This is a genomic window from Streptomyces ruber (assembly GCF_014648075.1).
GTDB classification, from domain to species: domain Bacteria; phylum Actinomycetota; class Actinomycetes; order Streptomycetales; family Streptomycetaceae; genus Streptomyces; species Streptomyces ruber.
Window position 1 is genome coordinate 166088 of record NZ_BMQK01000008.1, and the last position, 18704, is coordinate 184791.

Below are 18704 nucleotides of genomic sequence, written 5' to 3' on the forward strand. Positions count from 1 at the left end.
GAGAGGGATGTGACGGCGACACCTTCACAGCCGTACACGCCGATTGTGTCGTTCGCGCCGTTTGCGTCGTTCGCGCCGGGCGCGCGCCGCGCAGTGCGTCGCGCGATACGTCGCCGATCACACCGGTCCTCCGGGAGCCCGCGTGCGCACAGCGGTGGCGGTGGACGCGCCGCGGAGCCCACGGCGCGTCACAGCGCGTCCAACGGCGCCCGGGACCTGCTGGTCCTCGCGGCGGCGGTGCCCGTCCTCGCCGCGTTCGCCCTGCCCGCGGCCTTCACGGGCGGCGGGACCCGGCGGTGGTTCGGCGGACGGGCCGAGAACCAGCGGGCCGAGGCGCAGGCCGCGAAGGACGCCGCCGCGGCCGCGTTCTACGAGCTCGACACCGCCCAGCGCGATCTGCGGATCTCCATAGAGACGATCACCGCTGTCGACGATTCGGCGGACGCCCGCCGTGCCGTCTCCGGGTTCGAGGCGCTGGGGCGGCGGATCGACGAGGTCAGCCACCGTTACATCGAGGCCGTCGACGCCCATGATCTGGACCGGGACGATCTGGAGGCCGCTGCCGCTTCGCGGGCCCGGGCCCAGCTGACCGCCGCCAAGGACGAGCTCGGGCGGGTGAAGGAGGAGCTGGACCGATTCGCCGCGGGCCTCGGGCCGCTCCTCGGCAAGGCCGAGACCCAGCTGGCGCGGCTCGCCCCGGCCGTCGAGCGCGCCCGCCAGGCCCTCCTCGCCGCCACCCGGACGCTCGACTCCGTACGGGAGTCGGGGCTCGGGGCCGATGACCTCGCCGCCCGGCTGGCCGCCCTCGCTCCCGAACTGACCATGCTCAACCAGGGCGCCGGGCAGCACGGCGTACCGCGGACCCTGGAGCGCGCCGACAGAGTCGTGCGGGAGGCCGAGGCGGTGCGCGCGGAGGCGGAGAGACTCCCCGAGCGGGCCGCCGAGATCGACCGCCGGCTGGTGTCGCTGCGCACCCGGGCGCAGGCCCTGACCACCCGCTCCGAGCAGGTCGAGCCGGTGCTGAGCGAGCTGCGCCGGCGTTTCGCGGCCGCGTGCTGGCAGGACCTGCAGAACGTGCCGGACCAGGCCGCGCGGAACGTACGGCAGGCCGAGGCGAAGCTGCGGGAGGCGCGCGCCGCGCGGGACGAGCAGCGCTGGCCGGACGCCACCGCCCTGCTGTCGACGGTACGGGCGCTGCTGAACAGCACGGACGAGGAGGTCTCCGCGGCGGGCGACCGGCTGCGGCGGCTGAACGCCGTGCAGAAGGACCCGCAGCAGGAGATCGACCGGACCCGGTTCGCGATCCGCGACGCGCAGCGGCTGGCCATGGCGGGGCGCAACACCCCCGACCCCCGGCACGCCCGTCCGCTCGACGACTCCGTCGCCCGGCTGGAGCGCGCGATCGCCACGCTGGAGGGACGGCACCCGGACTACTGGCACTTCCTGACGGAGACGGAGGCCGTGCGCACGACCGTGGCCCGGGTGGTGTCCCGGATCCGTGAGGACCGGGGCGCGGGGGCCTCCTGAGGGCCGTCCCCGGCCACCACCCTCCTGACCACCGCTCCTCTGAGGGCCGTTGCCGTCGCTTCACCTGCCAGGACCCCGCGAGCCTCGTTAACCTGTGCCCATGCCTCGCTACGAGTACCGCTGCCGCACCTGCGGCGACACCTTCGAACTGAGCCGTCCCATGGCGGAGTCCGCCGCGCCCGCGGACTGCCCCGCCGGTCACGACGACACGGTGAAGCTCCTGTCGACCGTGGCGGTGGGCGGCTCGGCGTCCGCCTCCGGAGCCGGGTCCGGTCCCGGCCGCGGCTCCGCCGCCTCCCGTCCGGCCGGCGGCGGTGGCGGCTGCTGTGGCGGGGGTTGCTGCGGCTGAACCCGGTGAGGGCGCCGGTCTCCCAGCCACCCCGCCCCCTCGGCCCCCTCGGCCCCCTCGGCCTCCCCGGCTTCCTCAGCTTCCCTTCAGCTTCGCCTACCTACCGTGGGCCCATGACAGTCATGGCGGCGGAGACCGGCCCCGCACCCCAGTGGATCAGCGACCTCATGGAGACGCTCGGCGCGCCCGGCGCCGGGCTGCTGATCGCGCTGGAGAACCTCTTCCCACCCCTGCCCAGCGAGATCATCCTCCCGCTCGCCGGGTTCGCGGCGAGCACGGGCGACATGAACCTGATCGCCGCCCTGCTGTGGACCACCGCCGGCTCGGTCATCGGCGCCATCGCGCTCTACGGTGTCGGCGCGCTGCTCGGCCGTGACCGCACCGTCGCCATCGCGGGCCGCCTGCCGCTGGTGAAGGTCTCGGACATCGAGAAGACCGAGGCGTGGTTCCTCAAGCACGGCACCAAGGCGATCTTCTTCGGCCGGATGATCCCGGTCTTCCGCAGCCTGATATCCGTGCCGGCGGGTGTGGAGCGCATGCCGCTGCCCATGTTCACCCTGCTCACCACCCTCGGCAGCGCCATCTGGAACCTGATCTTCGTCCTCGCCGGTTTCTTCCTCGGCGAGAACTGGACGGAGGTGACGTCGATCGTCTCCGCCTACTCGAAGGTCGTGCTGGGCCTCGCCGTCCTCGCCGTACTGACCTTCGTGGTCGTACGGATGTTCAAGAAGGGATCGGGCTCCCGCCGCCGTGGCGGCGGGAGTGACACGACCGCCCCGTCGTCTACCGGCAGGCGCTGAGGAACTCCCGTACGATCCGCTCCCCCGCCGCCACTCCCCGTTCCGGCAGCGGGGTGACCGTGGGTGCCGCCCAGCCGCTGTCGGCGAGTTCGCCGTGGCCCGGCCGCCAGCCCCGGTCCGCCGCCAGCAGCAGGTCGGCGTCCAGCAGCGAGTCCCCGGCCGCGAGCGCGAGCCGGGCACCGGTGCGCCGGGCCACCTCCCGCATCGCGGCGCTCTTGGTGAGCGGCTTCGGCACGGCGTAGAGCTTGCGGCCCTGGAGGGAGACCGTCCAGCCGCGGTTCTCCGCCCAGACGGCCAGCTCCTTGGTCCAGTCCTCGGGCAGCAGCTCGCGCTCGACGACGAGGTACGCGAACAGGTCCTCCGCCACCCGGTGCTTGCGCGTCCACAGCGGGTCGGCGGTGGTCTCCAGGTGGGCGCGCACCTCGCTCAGCGGGGCGCACTCGTCGGCGAGCCGCGCCAGCACGCGCGCGTGCCAGTCCGGGTCCGAGACGCCGTCCACCAGCAGATGGCCGCCGTTGGCGCAGATCGCGTACTTCGCCGCCGGGCCCGGCAGGTTGATCCGCCCGTACTGCGCGCGCGTCCGGGTCGTGGTCGGCACGAACACCGCCGTCTCCCCGAGCTCGGCGAGCAGCGCGGCCGCGGTCTCGGTCATGTACGACAGCGGCCTGCCCTCGTACACCTCGACGCAGAGCAGCCGGGGCACCCGGGCATCCGGCACGGTCAGCGCTAGGGCCGCGGACGAGTAGATGAGCGTGCGGTCGAGGTCGCTGGCGACCAGGACGGCGTCGTCGGTCACCGGAACGGCCATCAGGCGGCCACCGCCTTCCCGTCGGCGCCGGTGGCGCCCCTCGTGTACTGGGGGTGGATGAGCCCCACACAGGTGTACGGGAGACCGTCGACCTCCTCCACCGGCACCCCTCGCTGTTCGGCCAGCAGGCGTACGTGGTCCAGGTCGGCGCCCGCCCCGGCCCGGGCGAGGATCTTCCAGGGCACGCGGCGCAGCAGGACGCGGGTGGTCTCGCCGACGCCCGGCTTGACGAGGTTGACGTCGTGGATGCCGTACTCCTCGCTGATCCGCTCGACGGCCGCCCAGCCCTCCCAGGTGGGGGCGCGGTCGGCGGACAGCAGGTCCTTGGCCTTGGCGGCCACCGCGTCCGTGACCTCGCCGAAGCGGGCCGAGACGGCGTCCAGGAAGTCGCCGGAGACGTCGGCGCCGGCGAGTTCGCGGTAGAACTTCGCGCCGTGGTAGTCGTCCGGGCCGACGAGGTCCGCGCGCAGCACGGTGCGCGAGACCAGCCCGGAGACCGTGGAGTTGAGGCAGGCGGAGGGGATGAGGAAGTCCTCGCGGGTGCCGTAGGTGCGGACGCAGGAGCCGGGGTCGGCGAGGACCGCGATCTCGGGGTCGAAGCCGGTGATGCCGTCGGACGCAGCGAAGTCGCGTATCGCCTGCGCCAGTTCCCGGGTGATGGCGCCCTTGCCGGTCCAGCCGTCGACGAACACGACGTCGGCCGGGTCGTGGTGGCCGGCCAGCCAGCGCAGCGCGTTGATGTCGATGCCACGGCCGCGGACGATGGAGACGGCGTAGTGCGGCAGGTCCAGGCCGTGCCGGTACAGGGCCCAGCGGCGCATCAGGACGCCGACCGGGGTGCCCGCGCGGGCGAGGGAGACGAGCACGGGCCGGGACGACCGCACCGACCGCTCGGCGAGCACGGTCTCGGTGACGACGCCCACCGCCTGGGCGATGCGCGCGGCGGAGGTCTCCAGGGCGCCGCGGAAGAGCGCCTGGTACCGCTCGCTGGGCTGGTACTCGACCGGCAGCGACTCCGCGTAGTGCGCGCCCCCGCTCTGGATGGCCTCCTCACGCTCCTCGGTCGGTGCCTCCAGCGTGACGTCCGAGAGGTCCTGCAGCAGCCAGCCGACCTCCTCGGGCGCGTACGAGGAGAAGGCGGGACCGCGGAGGGGCTCGGGGAGCATGGGGGGCCTTTCGAGGGCGTGCACGGGGGTGTGCGCTGTGGCTTGCGCGGGGACGTGCGCTGAGGCTTGCGCGGGGACGTGCGCGGGCGCGGGGACGTACGACGGGACGACCGCGAGCAGGACGTGCGGGACGTGTGCGGACAGCCGGGCCAGCAGGCCGTCGGGGGCGTGCAGGGCGGGGGTGTCGGCGGCCGAGTCCACGACGGCGACGACCGCGTCGAAGCCGGCGCCGGCGATGTTGTAGGCGTAGCGCTCGCCCGGGCCGTCGGCGGGGTCGTCGTGGGCGGGGAAGACGAGGCGGCTGCGGATCGCGTAGCCCGGGTCGTCGACCGCGAGGACGGGTGAGCGGGTGGTGGTGGAGTACCGCACCTCGGCACCGGCACCGGCACCGGCACCGACGCCGCCGATCCGTCTCTCCAGTTCCACGGCGAGCCGCAGCGGCGCGTACATCAGTTCCTCGAAGCCGAGCACGTGCACGCGCCGCGCGTGCGCCGGGAGTGCGCCCGCGATCCGGGCGGCCATGGCGGGCAGCGCGCCCTCCAGGGCCGTACGGTGCCGGGGCACGAAACCGTGCCGTCCGCCGTCGGGGACGCCATGGGGCCAGCCGAGGTCGACGCGGGTGACGGACGGTACCGCGGCGGCCGGAGGGACGGCCGGTGCCGGGACTCCGGCCGTCTCGTACCGCGCCACCAGCGCCTGCCCCTTCTCCAGCACGCCCTCCGGGAGCCGTACGGTCCCCGAGGCCGCCGCCACCAGGTCGACGCGGGCGCCGATCTCGCGCGCGAACCCGTCCAGGCGCCCGAGGTCCGCGGCCGAGCGCATGTCGACCAGCGCCACGATCACGTACCGCCCGCGCGGGTAGCGGCCGTGCAGCTCGCGGATGGTGTTCAGGACGGTGTTGCCGGTGGAGAACTCGTCGTCCACCAGCACCAGCGGCCCGTCGCCCGCGAGCAGCGCCGGGTCCTCGGGCAGCAGCAGGTGGGAGGTGGCGTGGGAGTGGGACTCCTCGAAACCGCCGGCGCGGGCCACGCCCGCGACCGGCCGCCGGGTGGAGTGCAGGTACGGGGCGAGGGCCAGGCCGTCGGCGACCGAGTGGCCGAGTCCGGTGGCCGTCTCGGCGTACCCGAGGACCACGGCCGTGGCCGCCTCCTCGTCGCCGAGCAGCTCGCGCACCCGGCGGCCGAGGGCGACCCCGTGCCCGTACACGACGGACGGTGACTGGGGCACGTGCTTGCCCAGCACGTTCGACACCAACAGGTGGGCGCGCTTGGGGTTGCGCCGGAGCGCGAGCCCGAGCAGGCCGCGCAGCCGGTCACCGCCGGCACCGTCGTCACCCGCCAGTTCGACGCCGAGCCGTTCGGCGACCCAGGTTCCGGACCAGACCTCGTTGTTGTTCATCGATCCCTTATTTCGGTGGCCGGCGGCCGGCGGTCGGTGCCCGACGGCCGGTGACCGGTGGCCGGTGGAGGTCAGGCCCGCCGCCCCGCCGCCAGCAGGTCCACGAAGCCGATGTCCTCGCCCGCGACGCCGAAGACCTCGGCGCGCTGCAGGACGCGCTCGGCCCAGGCGCGGTGCGGCTTCACCTCGTTCATCTTGTTCGTGTACGCGGAGCGCAGCACGCCCCCGCCGCCGCGCTCGGGCCGCAGGATGTCCTGCGCGTCGCTGAACTCCTCGTGGCTGACCACGGAGAGCGCGTGCACGGGCAGCACGTGCGAGGGGTGGATGCAGGTCTTGCCGAGGAGGCCGTTCGCCTGGTCCAGGGAGACCTCGCGGAGCAGGCCGTCCATGGCGTGTTCGAGCAGCGTCGCGCGCAGGTCCGCGGCCCGTCCTTCCAGGAAGGGGCTGTGCCGGAGCTGCGGTTTGAACATGCGCTCCGTGACCCGGAAGTACTCCCAGACGGGGCCGGTCACCGTGAAGCCGGTGCCGTCCGCCCGGCCCAGCACGTTCACGACGTCCGCGATCACCGAGGCGACGATCTGCACGTCGTACGCGGTCATGTCGGGCGCCCGGCGCAGCGCGTACGAGGAGCAGAAGTCGGTGACGCCGAGGCGCAGCGCGAGCACCTGGTCGCGGTACTTGTCGACCGTGCGGGAGATGCCCTGCAGGGTCGCGGCGCGCGTCTCCAGGTAGAGCAGGTCGGGCGACTCCAGCACGGGCATCGCGAACAGCCGCCGCCCGCTGACCGCCCCGGCCTCGGTGAGCGCCTCCAGGAACGGCACGCCCCGCTCCTCGGTGAACTTCGGCAGCACGAAACCGGACAGCAGCCGTACGTCCGGGCCGAGCCGCCGTACGAGGTCCGGTATCTGCTCGGGGGTGCGGACCCTGATGAACAGCAGCGGGAGGTCCGTGCCGCCGGGCCGGGCGGCGAGGTCGGCGAACTGCCGTACGAGGTTCTCCTCGGCGCCCGGAACCTCGGAGTCGTCGATGGAGTCCTCCAGGCAGAGGACCATGGAGACCACACCGCGTCCGGCCTGCTTGATCACGTCGTCGGCCAGCCGGGGGCGGGTGGCCGGGCTGTACAGCGTGGCCCCGAGGGCCGCCGAGAGGACGCGGGCCGGGGAGTCGGCGGTGAAGACGGCCGGCTCCTGGTGGAAGAGGCGCTGGCGCTCCTCAGGGGGGAGGTACCCGAAATGACGCATATGAGTCCCTGGTGGCGGCTGGTCGGCCTGTCGAACGAGTGGCCGGTAATAGTACGTAGAAGTCCATGTCCGTAGTTCCCGCCGGGCATGAAGTTCCGGTAACGCGGGCCTGGACAGCCGTGCCGTGGGCCTGTCGGTCCGGCGTTGGTATACCCGCACCCACGTTGTCGTGACCAGGACCGAGAGGGCAGGATGACCGCATGACGCACGCGATGCTGAAGGGATCGAACGTCCCCCTGGACGCCACGGCGGTACGCGCCGTACTGCGCTGGACACCCGGGCAGGGTGTCCCGGACGTCGACGCCTCGGCGCTGCTGCTCGGTACCGACGGCCGCGTACGGTCCGACGAGGACTTCGTCTTCTACAACCAGCCGCGCCACCCTTCCGGCAAGGTCTGGCGGCTCGGCAAGAAACGCGTCGCCGAGGGCCTGACCGACACGATCCAGACGGATCTCACGGGTGTCGAGCCCGCCGTCGGACAGATTCTGCTGGTCGCCTCGGCCGACGACGTCACCTTCGACCAGGTGACCTCGCTGCGCATCCTGCTGTACGACGCCACCGTCGCCGATGCGGAACCGCTGGCGTACTTCGACATCGTGCCGGAGACCGGTGAGGAGACGGCACTGATCTGCGGGGAGCTGTACCGGCGCGGTGGCGGCTGGAAGTTCCGCGCGCTCGGTGAGGGCTACACCAACGGTCTCCAGGGGCTCGCGACGGACTTCGGCATCTCCGTGGACGAGTCCGAGGCCGCCGCGCAGGCCGCCGGTTCACAGACCTCGGCTCAGGCCACCGACTCACAGTCCTTCGAGCTCCAGGCCCCGGAGCCCTCGGCGCCCCTCCCGCCGGAGGCGCCCACGACGGGGGTGCCCCCGCAGCCGGCGTACGGCTATCCCCCGGCGGCGCCCACCCAGCCGCCGGGCCTGCCCGCGTACGGCTACCCGCAGCCGGCGGCCGCCGCCCAGCAGGCGAACCGCCCCGCCTACGGCTACCCGCACCCGCAGCAGCCGCCCGCGACCTCGGGCGCGGCCCCGGCGTACGGCTACCCGCAGTCCGCGGATCCCCTGCCCGACCCGGACTTCACCCTGCCGCCGCAGGGACCGCAGTTCCTGGGCCGCTGAGGAGCGCGGGGCGGTGAGCGGACGAAGCGCCGGCGCCCGTCACGCCTTCGTCTTGTACCCCCGGCCCCACTGCAGCCCCCACCCGTACAGCCGGTCCAGCTCCCCCTGGAAGCCGTACACGTACTTCACCTCGCGGCGGACGACGATCTCGCCCTTGACGTTCTCGATCATCACCACCGCGCAGGAACGCGCCTGCGGCTGGCGTTCGTCGAGGTGGATCTCTATCCGCGGGCCGTTGCTCGGGTAGAGCGTGACGGAGGCCTGGGTGCGGTCGAAGGCCGGTGTCTGGTCGTAGATGTAGACGAACACCAGGAGGCGCTTGATGTCTTCGCGGTGGTCGAGGTTGATGTAGACGGTCTCACCGGAGGCGGAGCCGAACCGGTTGTCGCCGCTGAGCTTCACGTACGGCGGGTCGTTCGTCTCGCCCAGGAAGTCGCCGAGCGGCTGGACCACGCCCTTGCTGCCGTCCGCGAGCTCGTACATGACGCCGAGGTCGAGGTCGACGTTGACCATGCTCTGGGAGTGCCCCTGCACCGAGTCCGGCTTGAGGGCCTGCAAGGGGTGGCGCAGCAGGCTCGGGCGCTGCGGGGCGCCTATGTCGGAGGTGCGCATCCGCCAGGAGAGGTTGACGCGCAGGTGGCCGGTGGCCGCGCCCTGTTTGGTGAGCGAGACCCGTTGGTGCCGTTTGGTGAGTTCGATCGCGTTGGTCGCCGCGCTGCCGGCGTCGTATTCCGCCGCGCGGCCTCCGCGCAGGCTGTCCAGGAAGCCCATCTCCCGCCCTCACAGTGCTGTCCGCATCTGTCTGCGTCGTCCGCGTCCGTCCGCGTACGGGTCCGTCCGGCGACCGCCGCGGGGCGGGCACCGGGGGACAGTCCCCGGTGACCGCCCCGCTCGAAGCGTTCCTCACCCCGGTCCGGTTCACACCCGCACGGACGGGGCGCCGTTGACACGTGCGTCTTTCCGGTGCGCCGGACCGGGCGCCACCGGGGCCGGGGCCTGGTCAGACGCCGGAGGAGATCTCCGTCTTGGTGGCCTCGCTGCCCTCCGCTGCCGCGACGGCGCGGTTGCGGCGTACCGAGGACCAGAAGGAGGCGCCGATCAGGACGACGCCGACGAGGCCGGTGATGATCTCGTTGATCTCGTACTGGATGGTGACCAGCAGGATCACGGCGAGTGCGCCGATCGCGTAGTGCGCGCCGTGCTCCAGGTAGACGTAGTCGTCCAGGGTGCCCTGGCGGACCAGGTAGACGGTGAGCGAGCGGACGTACATGGCGCCGATGCCCAGGCCGAGCGCCATCAGCACGATGTCGTTGGTGATGGCGAAGGCGCCGATCACGCCGTCGAAGGAGAACGAGGCGTCCAGCACCTCCAGGTACAGGAACATGAAGAACGCCGCCTGGCCGGAGAGCTTGACCGCGGAGACGGACCTGCCCTGCCGCTTGGCCTCCTCCTCGGCCTCGTGCTCGCGCTCCTCGCCCTCCTCCAGCTTCTGCTCGAAGAACCCGGACAGACCGCCCACCACGAGATACGTGATGAGACCCGCCAGGCCGGAGATCAGCACCGTCTGCGCCTTGTCGGCGTGGGTGCCGCCGTGCTGGTGGGCGTGGGTGGCGAAGGTCATCGAGGTGATCAGCAGGACGATCATCGCGATGCAGGCCGAGAGCATGTCGACCTTGCCGAGCTTGGCCAGCGGCCGCTCCAGCCAGGCCAGCCACTTGTGCTCGCGGTCCTCGAACATGAAGTCCAGGAAGATCATCAGCAGGAACATGCCACCGAACGCGGCGATCGCCGGGTGCGCGTCGGTGACGTACTGCTGGTACAGGTCCTTGTTGTTGAGCGCGAGGTCGACGGCGTCGATCGGGTTCAGCTGGGCGCTGATGGCGACGATGACGACGGGGAAGACCAGCCGCATACCGAAGACGGCGATCAGGATGCCGATCGTGAGGAAGATCTTCTGCCAGAAGGCATTCATCTTCTTCAGGATTCCGGCGTTGACCACAGCGTTGTCGAAGGACAGCGAGATCTCGAGGATGGACAGGATGGCCACGACGCCGAAGCCGGCCCACCCTCCGTAGAACACCGCCGCGACCAGGCCGAGCGCGGTGACCGCGAACGACCAGCCGAAGGTTTTCAGTACCACTGGCTACCCAATCGTAAGTAAACGGGGTTCCCCCGCGCCGCGCGCGGCTTTACAAAACGTTGACCCCGAAGTCTAGAGCGATACCTCGCAGGCCCGACGCGTACCCCTGTCCGACAGCACGGAACTTCCACTCCCCACCGTGACGGTAAACCTCTCCGAAGATCATGGCGGTTTCCGTGGACGCGTCCTCGCTCAGGTCGTAGCGGGCGAGTTCCTGCCCGTCGGCCTGGTCGACGACCCGGATGAAGGCGTTGCCGATCTGCCCGAAGGCCTGGCCCCGCGCGTCGGCGTCATGGATGGAGACCGGGAAAACGATCTTGTCGCAGTCGGCCCGGACCTTCGAGAGGTCGACCAGGAGGGACTCGTCGTCCCCGTCGCCCTCGCCGGTGAGGTTGTCGCCGGTGTGCTCGACCGAGCCGTCCGGACTCTTGAGGTTGTTGTAGAAGACGAACCACTCGTCGCCGAGGATGCGGCCCCCGCTGCACAGCAGGGCGCTGGCATCCAGGTCGAAGTCGGCGCCCGTGGTGGTGCGGACGTCCCAGCCGAGCCCGATCATCACCTTGGTGAGGTTCGGCGCGGCCTTGGAGAGGGAGACGTTGCCTCCCTTGGCGAGCGTGACGCCCATGATGCTGTTCCTCCCCGAGTCGGGCTGCTCTCTTCGCCGGAAAGCCCGTCCGGCGCCGCACTCGACGGATCGAGGAGGTGCGGCGCCGGACGGGAGGTGCTGCGGGATCAGACGTTCACGCCGAAGTCCTGGGCGATGCCGCGCAGACCGGACGCGTAGCCCTGGCCGATGGCGCGGAACTTCCACTCGGCGCCGTGGCGGTACAGCTCGCCGAAGACCATGGCAGTCTCGGTGGAGGCGTCCTCGGACAGGTCGTAGCGGGCGATCTCGGCGCCGCCCGCCTGGTTCACGACGCGGATGAACGCGTTGCGCACCTGGCCGAAGGACTGCTGGCGGTTCTCGGCGTCGTAGATGGACACCGGGAAGACGATCTTCTCGATCTCGGCGGGGACCCCGGCGAGGTTCACCTTGATCTGCTCGTCGTCGCCCTCACCCTCGCCGGTGAGGTTGTCGCCGGTGTGCTCGACCGAGCCGTCGGGGCTCTTCAGGTTGTTGAAGAAGACGAAGTTCTGGTCCTTCGAGACCTTGCCGGACGCGTCCAGCAGCAGGGCGCTGGCGTCCAGGTCGAAGTCGGTGCCGGTCGTGGTACGGACGTCCCACCCCAGACCGACGATGACCGCGGTCAGGCCCGGGGCCTCCTTGGTCAGTGATACGTTGCCGCCCTTGCTGAGGCTGACTCCCACGGGTCCTCCCATTGGTGTCCTGGGGCGCCGGGCCCCGTCGTGCGCTGTCGGATCAACGAATCGATCCTAGTGACGGGTTCCCGCCCGTCGCAGGCCCTATGACCCGAGTTTCACAGGGTGTCGAGGGCCTTGACGTACTCGTTGAGGTCCCGGGCGTCGGGGAGGGCGTTGACGACGGTCCAGCGGACGACGCCCTCCTTGTCGATGATGAACGTGCCGCGGACCGCGCAGCCCTTGTCCTCGTCGAAGACGCCGTACGCGCGCGAGGCGGCGCCGTGCGGCCAGAAGTCGGAGAGCAGCGGGTACTCCAGGCCCTCCTGCTCGGCGAAGACGCGCAGGGTGTGGATGGAGTCGTTGGACACGGCCAGCAGCTGGGTGTCGTCGTTGACGAACGCCGGGAGGTTGTCGCGCAGCTCGCACAGCTCCCCGGTGCACACACCGGTGAAGGCGAACGGGTAGAAGAGCAGCACCACGTTCTTCGCGCCGCGGTAGTCCGAGAGCCTCACGGTGGCGCCGTGGTTGTCCTTGAGCTCGAACTCGGGGGCCTTCTCGCCGACCTGGATCGCCATGTCCCTGCGTTCCCTTCCCTGGGCTGTTCCGGTGAAGCCACCCTACGCAGCGACCGACGCGCCCCACGCCGCAGGGCACCCGCACGGCGCGCGGTCCGCGGACCGCCCAGGTGCCCGGTCATGACGTCCGGTGTCGGTGACGGACTCCCACGGGCGGCGCAGAACTCACGGGCCCGGGCGTCCCGGGCGCCCCCGACCGGCCGGGTGAGCCGGAGGCGGCCTCGACGTTGCCTCGAAGCTGCCCTCCGGGGCCGGAGGGCAGCCTGAGGGCCCGGAGCGTGTGCGGGCACCAGGGCCCGGACGGGCGCACGCGGGCGCGGGCCGTGGACCGGAACGCTTCGGACAGTCCAGAACTCTTGGGCCGGGACGAACCGGACGCGGCCTCGGACGGTGTTCCGGAGAGGTGGGTCCGGTGGTCTCCGGGCGGCGGGCGCCTCAGGAGAGGGGTTGCGGGGTGGGCCGGGGGCGGGCCCGGGGCGGGGTCGCCCCGGGCGCGGTCCGGCTCACCCGGCGGAGCGTCACCGCTTCGACTTGGCCCCCTTCGGCGTCACCAGCCGGCTGCCGCTCCAGTCCTTGCCGACGCTGACGCTCTTCGACGCCGACAGCCCGGCGGTCGTCGCGGCTTCCGAGATGTCGCTCGGCTCCACGTAGCCGTCGCGGCCCGTCTTCGGCGTCAGCAGCAGGATCGAGCCACCCTCTTCGATGTACGTGGTGGCGTCCACCAGCGCATCCGTCAGGTCGCCGTCCTCGTCGCGGAACCACAGCACCACGGCATCGGCCACGTCGTCGTAGTCCTCGTCGACGAGCTCGCTGCCGACATAGTCCTCAATGGCCTCGCGGAGCTCCTGGTCGACGTCGTCGTCGAAGCCGATCTCCTGGACCACCTGCTCGGGCTGGAACCCCAGCCTCGCGGCAGGGTTCGTCCGCTCCTCCGCGTGGTCCGCGGTCGCGCTCACGGGTTGCCTCCTGATCATGTTCGGGTGGGGTCGCCCCCGGGAAGTTCAGCCACGCGCATACGCGAGGCATTGGCCGTAGTCCACACGGGCGGGACGGATCGCGCAAGTACCCAGCCTTCGAGACCGCCGAAACGGTGACGATCCCGGCCGTGTCACCGCAACTCCTGCAGTGGAATTACCACCAAGGGTGCCTCACACCACACCGTTCTGCCCGGTATGTGCATTCAGTAGTCATCCGAGGGTACGAGACTCGAATGCCTTTGCGGAACACGTCATGGAGCGGGCGTATCGTTGCGTTTTGCCGGGCCCGTCCCCGGCGCCCGCGCGAACGTTTCCACTACCTCACGGTAGAGATGACGTGCGCCTTCCCGAGGTACACGATGGGAAACGGTGCAGGCACAGACAGAAGCGTGCCCCTCTGACAGTGAAGGAACAGCGTGGTTTCCGGAGCCGATCGCAATCCGATCATCATTGGCGGCCTTCCGAGCCAGGTCCCTGACTTCGACCCCGAGGAGACCCAGGAGTGGCTGGACTCGCTCGACGCCGCCGTCGACGAACGCGGCCGTGAGCGGGCCCGCTATCTGATGCTCCGGCTGATCGAGCGCGCCCGCGAGAAGCGCGTGGCCGTGCCCGAGATGCGCAGCACCGATTACGTCAACACCATCGCCACCAAGGACGAGCCGTTCTTCCCGGGCAACGAGGAGATCGAGCGCAAGATCCTCAACGCCACCCGGTGGAACGCCGCCGTGATGGTGTCCAGGGCGCAGCGCCCGGGCATCGGCGTCGGCGGCCACATCGCCACCTTCGCCTCCTCCGCCTCGCTGTACGACGTGGGCTTCAACCACTTCTTCCGCGGCAAGGACCGGGGGGACGGCGGCGACCAGGTCTTCTTCCAGGGCCACGCCTCCCCCGGCATCTACGCCCGCGCGTTCCTCCTCGACCGGCTCTCCGAGCAGCACCTCGACGGCTTCCGGCAGGAGAAGTCGAAGGCGCCGTACGCGCTGTCGAGTTACCCGCACCCGCGCTCGATGCCCGACTTCTGGGAGTTCCCGACCGTGTCGATGGGCCTCGGCCCGATCGGCGCGATCTTCCAGGCTCGGATGAACCGTTACATGGAGGCCCGCGGCATCGCGGACACGTCGAAGAGCCATGTGTGGGCGTTCCTCGGCGACGGCGAGATGGACGAGCCGGAGTCGCTCGGGCAGCTCTCCATCGCCGCCCGCGAGGGGCTGGACAACCTGACCTTCGTCGTCAACTGCAACCTCCAGCGCCTCGACGGCCCGGTGCGCGGCAACGGGAAGATCATCCAGGAGCTGGAGTCGGTCTTCCGTGGCGCCGGCTGGAACGTCATCAAGCTGGTGTGGGACCGGTCGTGGGACCCGCTGCTGGCGCAGGACCGGGACGGCGTGCTGGTCAACCGGATGAACACGACGCCGGACGGCCAGTTCCAGACGTACGCCACCGAGTCCGGCGCCTACATCCGCGACCACTTCTTCGGCGACGACCACCGGCTGCGCGCGATGGTCGAGAACATGACCGACGACCAGATCCTGCACCTGGGCCGCGGCGGGCACGACCACCGGAAGATCTACGCGGCGTACAAGGCGGCCGTGGAGCACAAGGGCCAGCCGACGGTCATCCTGGCCAAGACGGTCAAGGGCTGGACGCTCGGCCCCAACTTCGAGGGCCGCAACGCCACGCACCAGATGAAGAAGCTGACGGTCGCCGACCTCAAGGGCTTCCGCGACCGTCTGCACCTGCCGATCTCGGACAAGGAGCTGGAGTCCGGCCTGCCGCCGTACTACCACCCGGGCCGGGACTCGGAGGAGATCCAGTACATGCACGACCGGCGCAAGTCGCTGGACGGGTACGTGCCGACGCGTGTCGTACGGTCGAAGCCGCTGCCGCTGCCCGGCGACAAGGCGTACGCGACCGTGAAGAAGGGGTCGGGCCAGCAGTCCATCGCCACCACCATGGCGTTCGTACGACTGCTGAAGGACCTCATGCGGGACAAGGAGATCGGCAAGCGGTTCGTGCTGATCGCACCCGACGAGTACCGCACCTTCGGCATGGACTCGTTCTTCCCGAGCGCGAAGATCTACAATCCGCTCGGACAGCAGTACGAGTCCGTGGACCGCGAGCTGCTCCTCGCCTACAAGGAGTCGCCGACCGGGCAGATGCTGCACGACGGCATCTCGGAGGCGGGCTGCACGGCCTCGCTGATCGCGGCGGGCTCGGCGTACGCCACGCACGGCGAGCCCCTGATCCCGGTGTACGTCTTCTACTCGATGTTCGGCTTCCAGCGCACCGGTGACCAGTTCTGGCAGATGGCCGACCAGTTGTCGCGCGGTTTCGTGCTGGGTGCGACGGCCGGCCGTACGACGCTGACCGGTGAGGGGCTGCAGCACGCCGACGGCCACTCGCAGCTGCTCGCGTCGACGAACCCGGCGTGCGTCGCGTACGACCCGGCGTTCGGCTTCGAGATCGCGCACATCGTGAAGGACGGTCTGCGCCGGATGTACGGCGGGGACGAGCGGCACCCGCAGGGCGAGGACGTCTTCTACTACCTGACCGTCTACAACGAACCCATCCAGCACCCGGCCGAGCCGGAGGACGTGGACGTCGAGGGCATCCTCAAGGGCGTGTACCGCTTCAGCGCGGGCACGGGCGGGGAGATCCCGGCGCAGATCATGGCCTCCGGTGTCGCCGTGCCGTGGGCGGTGGAGGCGCAGCGCATCCTCGCCGAGGAGTGGAACGTCCGGGCGGACGTCTGGTCGGCGACCTCCTGGAACGAGCTGCGGCGGGAGGCCGTCGCGGTGGAGGAGTACAACCTGCTGCACCCCGAGGAGGAGCAGCGTGTTCCGTACGTGACGCGGAAGCTGAGCGGCGCCCAGGGGCCCTTCGTGGCTGTCTCCGACTGGATGCGCAGCGTTCCCGACCAGATCGCGCGGTGGGTGCCGGGGACGTACAGCTCACTGGGCGCGGACGGGTTCGGCTTCGCCGACACGCGCGGGGCGGCGCGCCGGCACTTCCACATCGACGCCCAGTCGATCGTGGTGGCGGTGCTGACGGAGCTGGCGCGGGAGGGGAAGGTGGACCGGTCGGTGCTGAAGCAGGCGATCGACCGGTATCAGCTGCTGGATGTGGCGGCCGCGGATCCCGGGCCGGCCGGGGGTGACGCGTAGCGCCGCAGGGGTGACTGCCGGGGGCGTGTGCGGGTTGCGTGGGGCCGGTCGCGCGGTTCCCCGCGCCCCTGAGAACGAGAAGGGCCCCTCGGCCACTGGCCGAGGGGCCCTTCTCGCCCGGCATCGCACCTCCCCGGGCTCCCCGTGCCGGGCGGTTCTCAGTAGGTGCCGAATCCGTAGGACGCGAGACCTATGAGCCCGATGAGGTTCAGGACGGTGACGATGGCGCCCAGCACCACGGCGATCAGTGCCGGGACGGAGGCGCTGCCGCTCCACCTGCGCCCCATGGCCAGCCAGCCGCAGACGACCGCGACGGGCCCGAGGATGATGCCCAGGGCGAAGAAACCCACGACCGCGCAGATGGCTCCGATGATGCCCAGGGTCGCGCGATCCGGCCCGCTCCGTGACCCCGTCCGGCCACGTGAGCGAGGGTACCTGCGCGTACTGTTGCCGAAGCCCGCCATCATCAACTCCCAGAACACTGCTGTAAGTTCGGGTCCGTGATGTCGCGGGTACCCCCGGCTTCCCGCCTTAGACCTGCACGCGCGCTGTCCCCTCCGGCAGCGCGCCGCAGGACCCGCCGGTCCCCGGTCGTACGACCATGTCGTACGAGGACCTGACCCACTGTCACCTGCGGCGCACCGGAGTGCGAGAGTTCCGCGGGCCGGTCACCCTGATGAGTGATCCGATCCCCGCGGCGGAGTCGTGTACGCACCGGGGCGCCGAGGTCTTCGAGGCACCGAGGTGTTCGAGGTGCGGGTGAACGCACCTGATATTCACGGCACGCCCGGACGAAACGTGATCCCGGTCACTCGATTGACGCGAGACCCTTCCGTTCTCCTAGTGTGTCCTTCCAGTGACTTCCTTCGACACCTCCCCTCAACTGAACGTCTGGCGCATGTTGCTCGCGTTGGCCGTGGTGTTCGTGATGCTCACGACCACCGGCTGGACCGCGATCCGCGCCCACCGCGGGGCCTCTCCCCTGCAGACGTCACTCGCCGCCTGGAGCCACGGGCAGGTCGACGGCCGCGCGCTGCCCGGCCCGGGCTCCGCGCCGGACCGGGTGGCGCGGTTCTTCTCCTCGCTCACCGAGGCGCAGCGCCTGGGCCTCGCCGAGCGCTATCCGCTCGCGGTCGGCAACATGAACGGCGTCCCGGCCCCCGTGCGGTACAGAGCCAACCAGGTCGCGCTCGCGCAGCAGCGCGAGGCCGAGGAGAAGCGCACGCGCGACTCCCGGCTGTCCGCGCTCGGCCAGTACGAGGCGGGCCGTCGTGCGAACCGCTTCGCGGACCTGATGCGGCACGACCGGCAGATCCTCGCCTTCGACCCCGAGGGTTCGGGCCGGGTCGCCGAGGTCTTCGGCGACCTCGACCGGGCCGAGCGGATCTCGGTGGTGGTGCCCGGCGTCGACACCGACGTACTCACCTTCCAGCGCACCTACCGCTCCTGGTCGGCGCCCGTCGGCATGGCGAGCGCCCTGTACGGGGCGGAGCGCGCGGCCGCCCCCGCGGTCCGTACCGCCGTGATCGCCTGGGCCGACTACACGGCGCCCAGCGGGCTCGGCATGGAGGCGGCCACCGCGCTGCGCGCCGAGCGGGGCGCGGTCCGGCTGGACGCGCTGGTGCGCGGGCTGCCCGGCCGGTCGACCGTCGCGCTGTACTGCCACAGCTACGGCTCGGTGGTGTGCGGGATCGCCGCGCCCCGCCTGCCGGCACGGGTGACCGACGTGGCGGTCGCGGGCAGCCCCGGCATGCGCGTCGAGCGGGCGTCCCAACTGCGCACCTCGGCCCGGGTCTGGGCGACGCGGGACGCCGACGACTGGATCGCGGACGTGCCGTACATGGAGGTCGGCGGGCTGGGCCACGGGGCCGATCCGGTGTCGGCCGCGTTCGGCGCGCGGGTGCTGTCCGCGGACGGCGCCGTCGGGCACGCCGGCTACTTCGCGCCCGGCACGGAGAGCCTGCGCAACTTCGCCGAGATCGGTGTTGGCGCGTATCGCGCGGTCCGCTGCGCACACGCCGAACACGAGGATGACGCGTGCCGGAAGGACCTGCCCGTCACCACCGCCGCCTGACGCGCGTAGAAATCGAAGGAACGACGGCCGACCCGAGGAGGGGACGAAGACGCGCCTCACGCATA

At 71.2% G+C, this 18704-nt stretch carries 16 protein-coding genes; 6 read left to right on the forward strand and 10 right to left on the reverse strand.

Annotation, left to right across the window (positions count from 1 at the left end; translation table 11 throughout):
- The first annotated feature begins 9 nt into the window (after positions 1–9).
- The 3 genes from IEZ04_RS19225 to IEZ04_RS19235 all read left to right on the forward strand — a co-directional run bounded on the left by IEZ04_RS19225 (position 10) and on the right by IEZ04_RS19235 (position 2676).
- Positions 10–1527: a coiled-coil domain-containing protein gene (locus IEZ04_RS19225; RefSeq protein WP_373296333.1), complete on the forward strand. Its 1518-nt coding sequence runs from the start codon at positions 10–12 to the stop codon at positions 1525–1527.
- A gap of 100 nt (positions 1528–1627) precedes the next feature.
- Positions 1628–1876 (forward strand): FmdB family zinc ribbon protein, encoded by a 249-nt coding sequence (locus IEZ04_RS19230; protein ID WP_189218126.1) that lies wholly within the window; start codon positions 1628–1630, stop codon positions 1874–1876.
- Positions 1877–1989: 113 nt separating this feature from the next.
- Entirely contained in the window at positions 1990–2676 is a 687-nt protein-coding gene (locus tag IEZ04_RS19235; RefSeq protein WP_189218127.1) for a DedA family protein, read from the forward strand.
- On the opposite strand, the gene IEZ04_RS19240 is transcribed toward IEZ04_RS19235, so the two are convergent.
- The 3 genes from IEZ04_RS19240 to IEZ04_RS19250 form a co-directional block, all read right to left on the reverse strand.
- Positions 2660–3484: an HAD family hydrolase gene (locus IEZ04_RS19240; protein ID WP_189218128.1), complete on the reverse strand. Its 825-nt coding sequence runs from the start codon at positions 3482–3484 to the stop codon at positions 2660–2662. The genes IEZ04_RS19235 and IEZ04_RS19240 overlap by 17 nt on opposite strands.
- Positions 3484–6048, reverse strand: coding sequence for a phosphoribosyltransferase (locus IEZ04_RS19245; RefSeq protein ID WP_189218129.1), 2565 nt, complete (start codon positions 6046–6048; stop codon positions 3484–3486). The genes IEZ04_RS19240 and IEZ04_RS19245 overlap by 1 nt, the downstream gene beginning before the upstream one ends.
- Positions 6049–6119: 71 nt before the next feature.
- Entirely contained in the window at positions 6120–7289 is a 1170-nt protein-coding gene (locus IEZ04_RS19250; RefSeq protein WP_189218130.1) for an HpcH/HpaI aldolase/citrate lyase family protein, read from the reverse strand.
- Positions 7290–7489: 200 nt separating this feature from the next.
- Between IEZ04_RS19250 and IEZ04_RS19255 the strand changes: the two genes are divergently transcribed.
- Positions 7490–8407, forward strand: a complete 918-nt coding sequence (locus IEZ04_RS19255) for a TerD family protein (protein ID WP_189218131.1) — start codon at positions 7490–7492, stop codon at positions 8405–8407.
- Between the two features lie 39 nt (positions 8408–8446).
- On the opposite strand, the gene IEZ04_RS19260 is transcribed toward IEZ04_RS19255, so the two are convergent.
- The 6 genes from IEZ04_RS19260 to IEZ04_RS19285 all read right to left on the reverse strand — a co-directional run bounded on the left by IEZ04_RS19260 (position 8447) and on the right by IEZ04_RS19285 (position 13380).
- Complete coding sequence (locus IEZ04_RS19260) at positions 8447–9178, reverse strand: TerD family protein (RefSeq protein ID WP_189218132.1); 732 nt, start codon at positions 9176–9178, stop codon at positions 8447–8449.
- A 229-nt stretch (positions 9179–9407) separates the two neighbouring features.
- Entirely contained in the window at positions 9408–10547 is a 1140-nt protein-coding gene (locus IEZ04_RS19265) for a DUF475 domain-containing protein (RefSeq protein WP_189218133.1), read from the reverse strand.
- Positions 10548–10596: 49 nt separating this feature from the next.
- Positions 10597–11172: a TerD family protein gene (locus IEZ04_RS19270; RefSeq protein WP_189218134.1), complete on the reverse strand. Its 576-nt coding sequence runs from the start codon at positions 11170–11172 to the stop codon at positions 10597–10599.
- Positions 11173–11279: 107 nt separating this feature from the next.
- Positions 11280–11855: a TerD family protein gene (locus IEZ04_RS19275; protein WP_189218135.1), complete on the reverse strand. Its 576-nt coding sequence runs from the start codon at positions 11853–11855 to the stop codon at positions 11280–11282.
- A gap of 110 nt (positions 11856–11965) precedes the next feature.
- A complete protein-coding gene (locus tag IEZ04_RS19280) occupies positions 11966–12424 on the reverse strand; it encodes a peroxiredoxin (RefSeq protein ID WP_189218136.1) in 459 nt (152 codons plus the stop codon).
- Between the two features lie 518 nt (positions 12425–12942).
- Positions 12943–13380: a DUF3052 domain-containing protein gene (locus tag IEZ04_RS19285; RefSeq protein ID WP_189218137.1), complete on the reverse strand. Its 438-nt coding sequence runs from the start codon at positions 13378–13380 to the stop codon at positions 12943–12945.
- A gap of 437 nt (positions 13381–13817) precedes the next feature.
- Here IEZ04_RS19285 and aceE point away from each other — a divergent pair, with 437 nt between their 5' ends.
- Positions 13818–16565, forward strand: a complete 2748-nt coding sequence (gene aceE / locus IEZ04_RS19290) for a pyruvate dehydrogenase (acetyl-transferring), homodimeric type (protein ID WP_189218138.1) — start codon at positions 13818–13820, stop codon at positions 16563–16565.
- A gap of 158 nt (positions 16566–16723) precedes the next feature.
- Here the strand turns inward: aceE and IEZ04_RS19295 are convergent, their stop codons facing one another.
- Positions 16724–17032: a small hydrophobic protein gene (locus IEZ04_RS19295; protein ID WP_189218234.1), complete on the reverse strand. Its 309-nt coding sequence runs from the start codon at positions 17030–17032 to the stop codon at positions 16724–16726.
- A 389-nt stretch (positions 17033–17421) separates the two neighbouring features.
- Here IEZ04_RS19295 and IEZ04_RS19300 point away from each other — a divergent pair, with 389 nt between their 5' ends.
- A complete protein-coding gene (locus IEZ04_RS19300; protein WP_189218139.1) occupies positions 17422–18639 on the forward strand; it encodes an alpha/beta hydrolase in 1218 nt (405 codons plus the stop codon).
- Positions 18640–18704: the final 65 nt, after the last annotated feature.

Excerpts from the sequence above, each read along its gene's own strand:
- IEZ04_RS19230 (WP_189218126.1), top strand. The coding sequence starts at position 1,628 with ATGCCTCGCTACGAGTACCGCTGCCGCACCTGCGGCGACACCTTCGAA.
- IEZ04_RS19235 (WP_189218127.1), top strand. The coding sequence starts at position 1,990 with ATGACAGTCATGGCGGCGGAGACCGGCCCCGCACCCCAGTGGATCAGC.
- IEZ04_RS19240 (WP_189218128.1), bottom strand. The coding sequence starts at position 3,484 with ATGGCCGTTCCGGTGACCGACGACGCCGTCCTGGTCGCCAGCGACCTC.
- IEZ04_RS19245 (WP_189218129.1), bottom strand. The coding sequence starts at position 6,048 with ATGAACAACAACGAGGTCTGGTCCGGAACCTGGGTCGCCGAACGGCTC.
- IEZ04_RS19250 (WP_189218130.1), bottom strand. The coding sequence starts at position 7,289 with ATGCGTCATTTCGGGTACCTCCCCCCTGAGGAGCGCCAGCGCCTCTTC.
- IEZ04_RS19255 (WP_189218131.1), top strand. The coding sequence starts at position 7,490 with ATGACGCACGCGATGCTGAAGGGATCGAACGTCCCCCTGGACGCCACG.
- IEZ04_RS19260 (WP_189218132.1), bottom strand. The coding sequence starts at position 9,178 with ATGGGCTTCCTGGACAGCCTGCGCGGAGGCCGCGCGGCGGAATACGAC.
- IEZ04_RS19270 (WP_189218134.1), bottom strand. The coding sequence starts at position 11,172 with ATGGGCGTCACGCTCGCCAAGGGAGGCAACGTCTCCCTCTCCAAGGCC.
- IEZ04_RS19280 (WP_189218136.1), bottom strand. The coding sequence starts at position 12,424 with ATGGCGATCCAGGTCGGCGAGAAGGCCCCCGAGTTCGAGCTCAAGGAC.
- IEZ04_RS19295 (WP_189218234.1), bottom strand. The coding sequence starts at position 17,032 with ATGATGGCGGGCTTCGGCAACAGTACGCGCAGGTACCCTCGCTCACGT.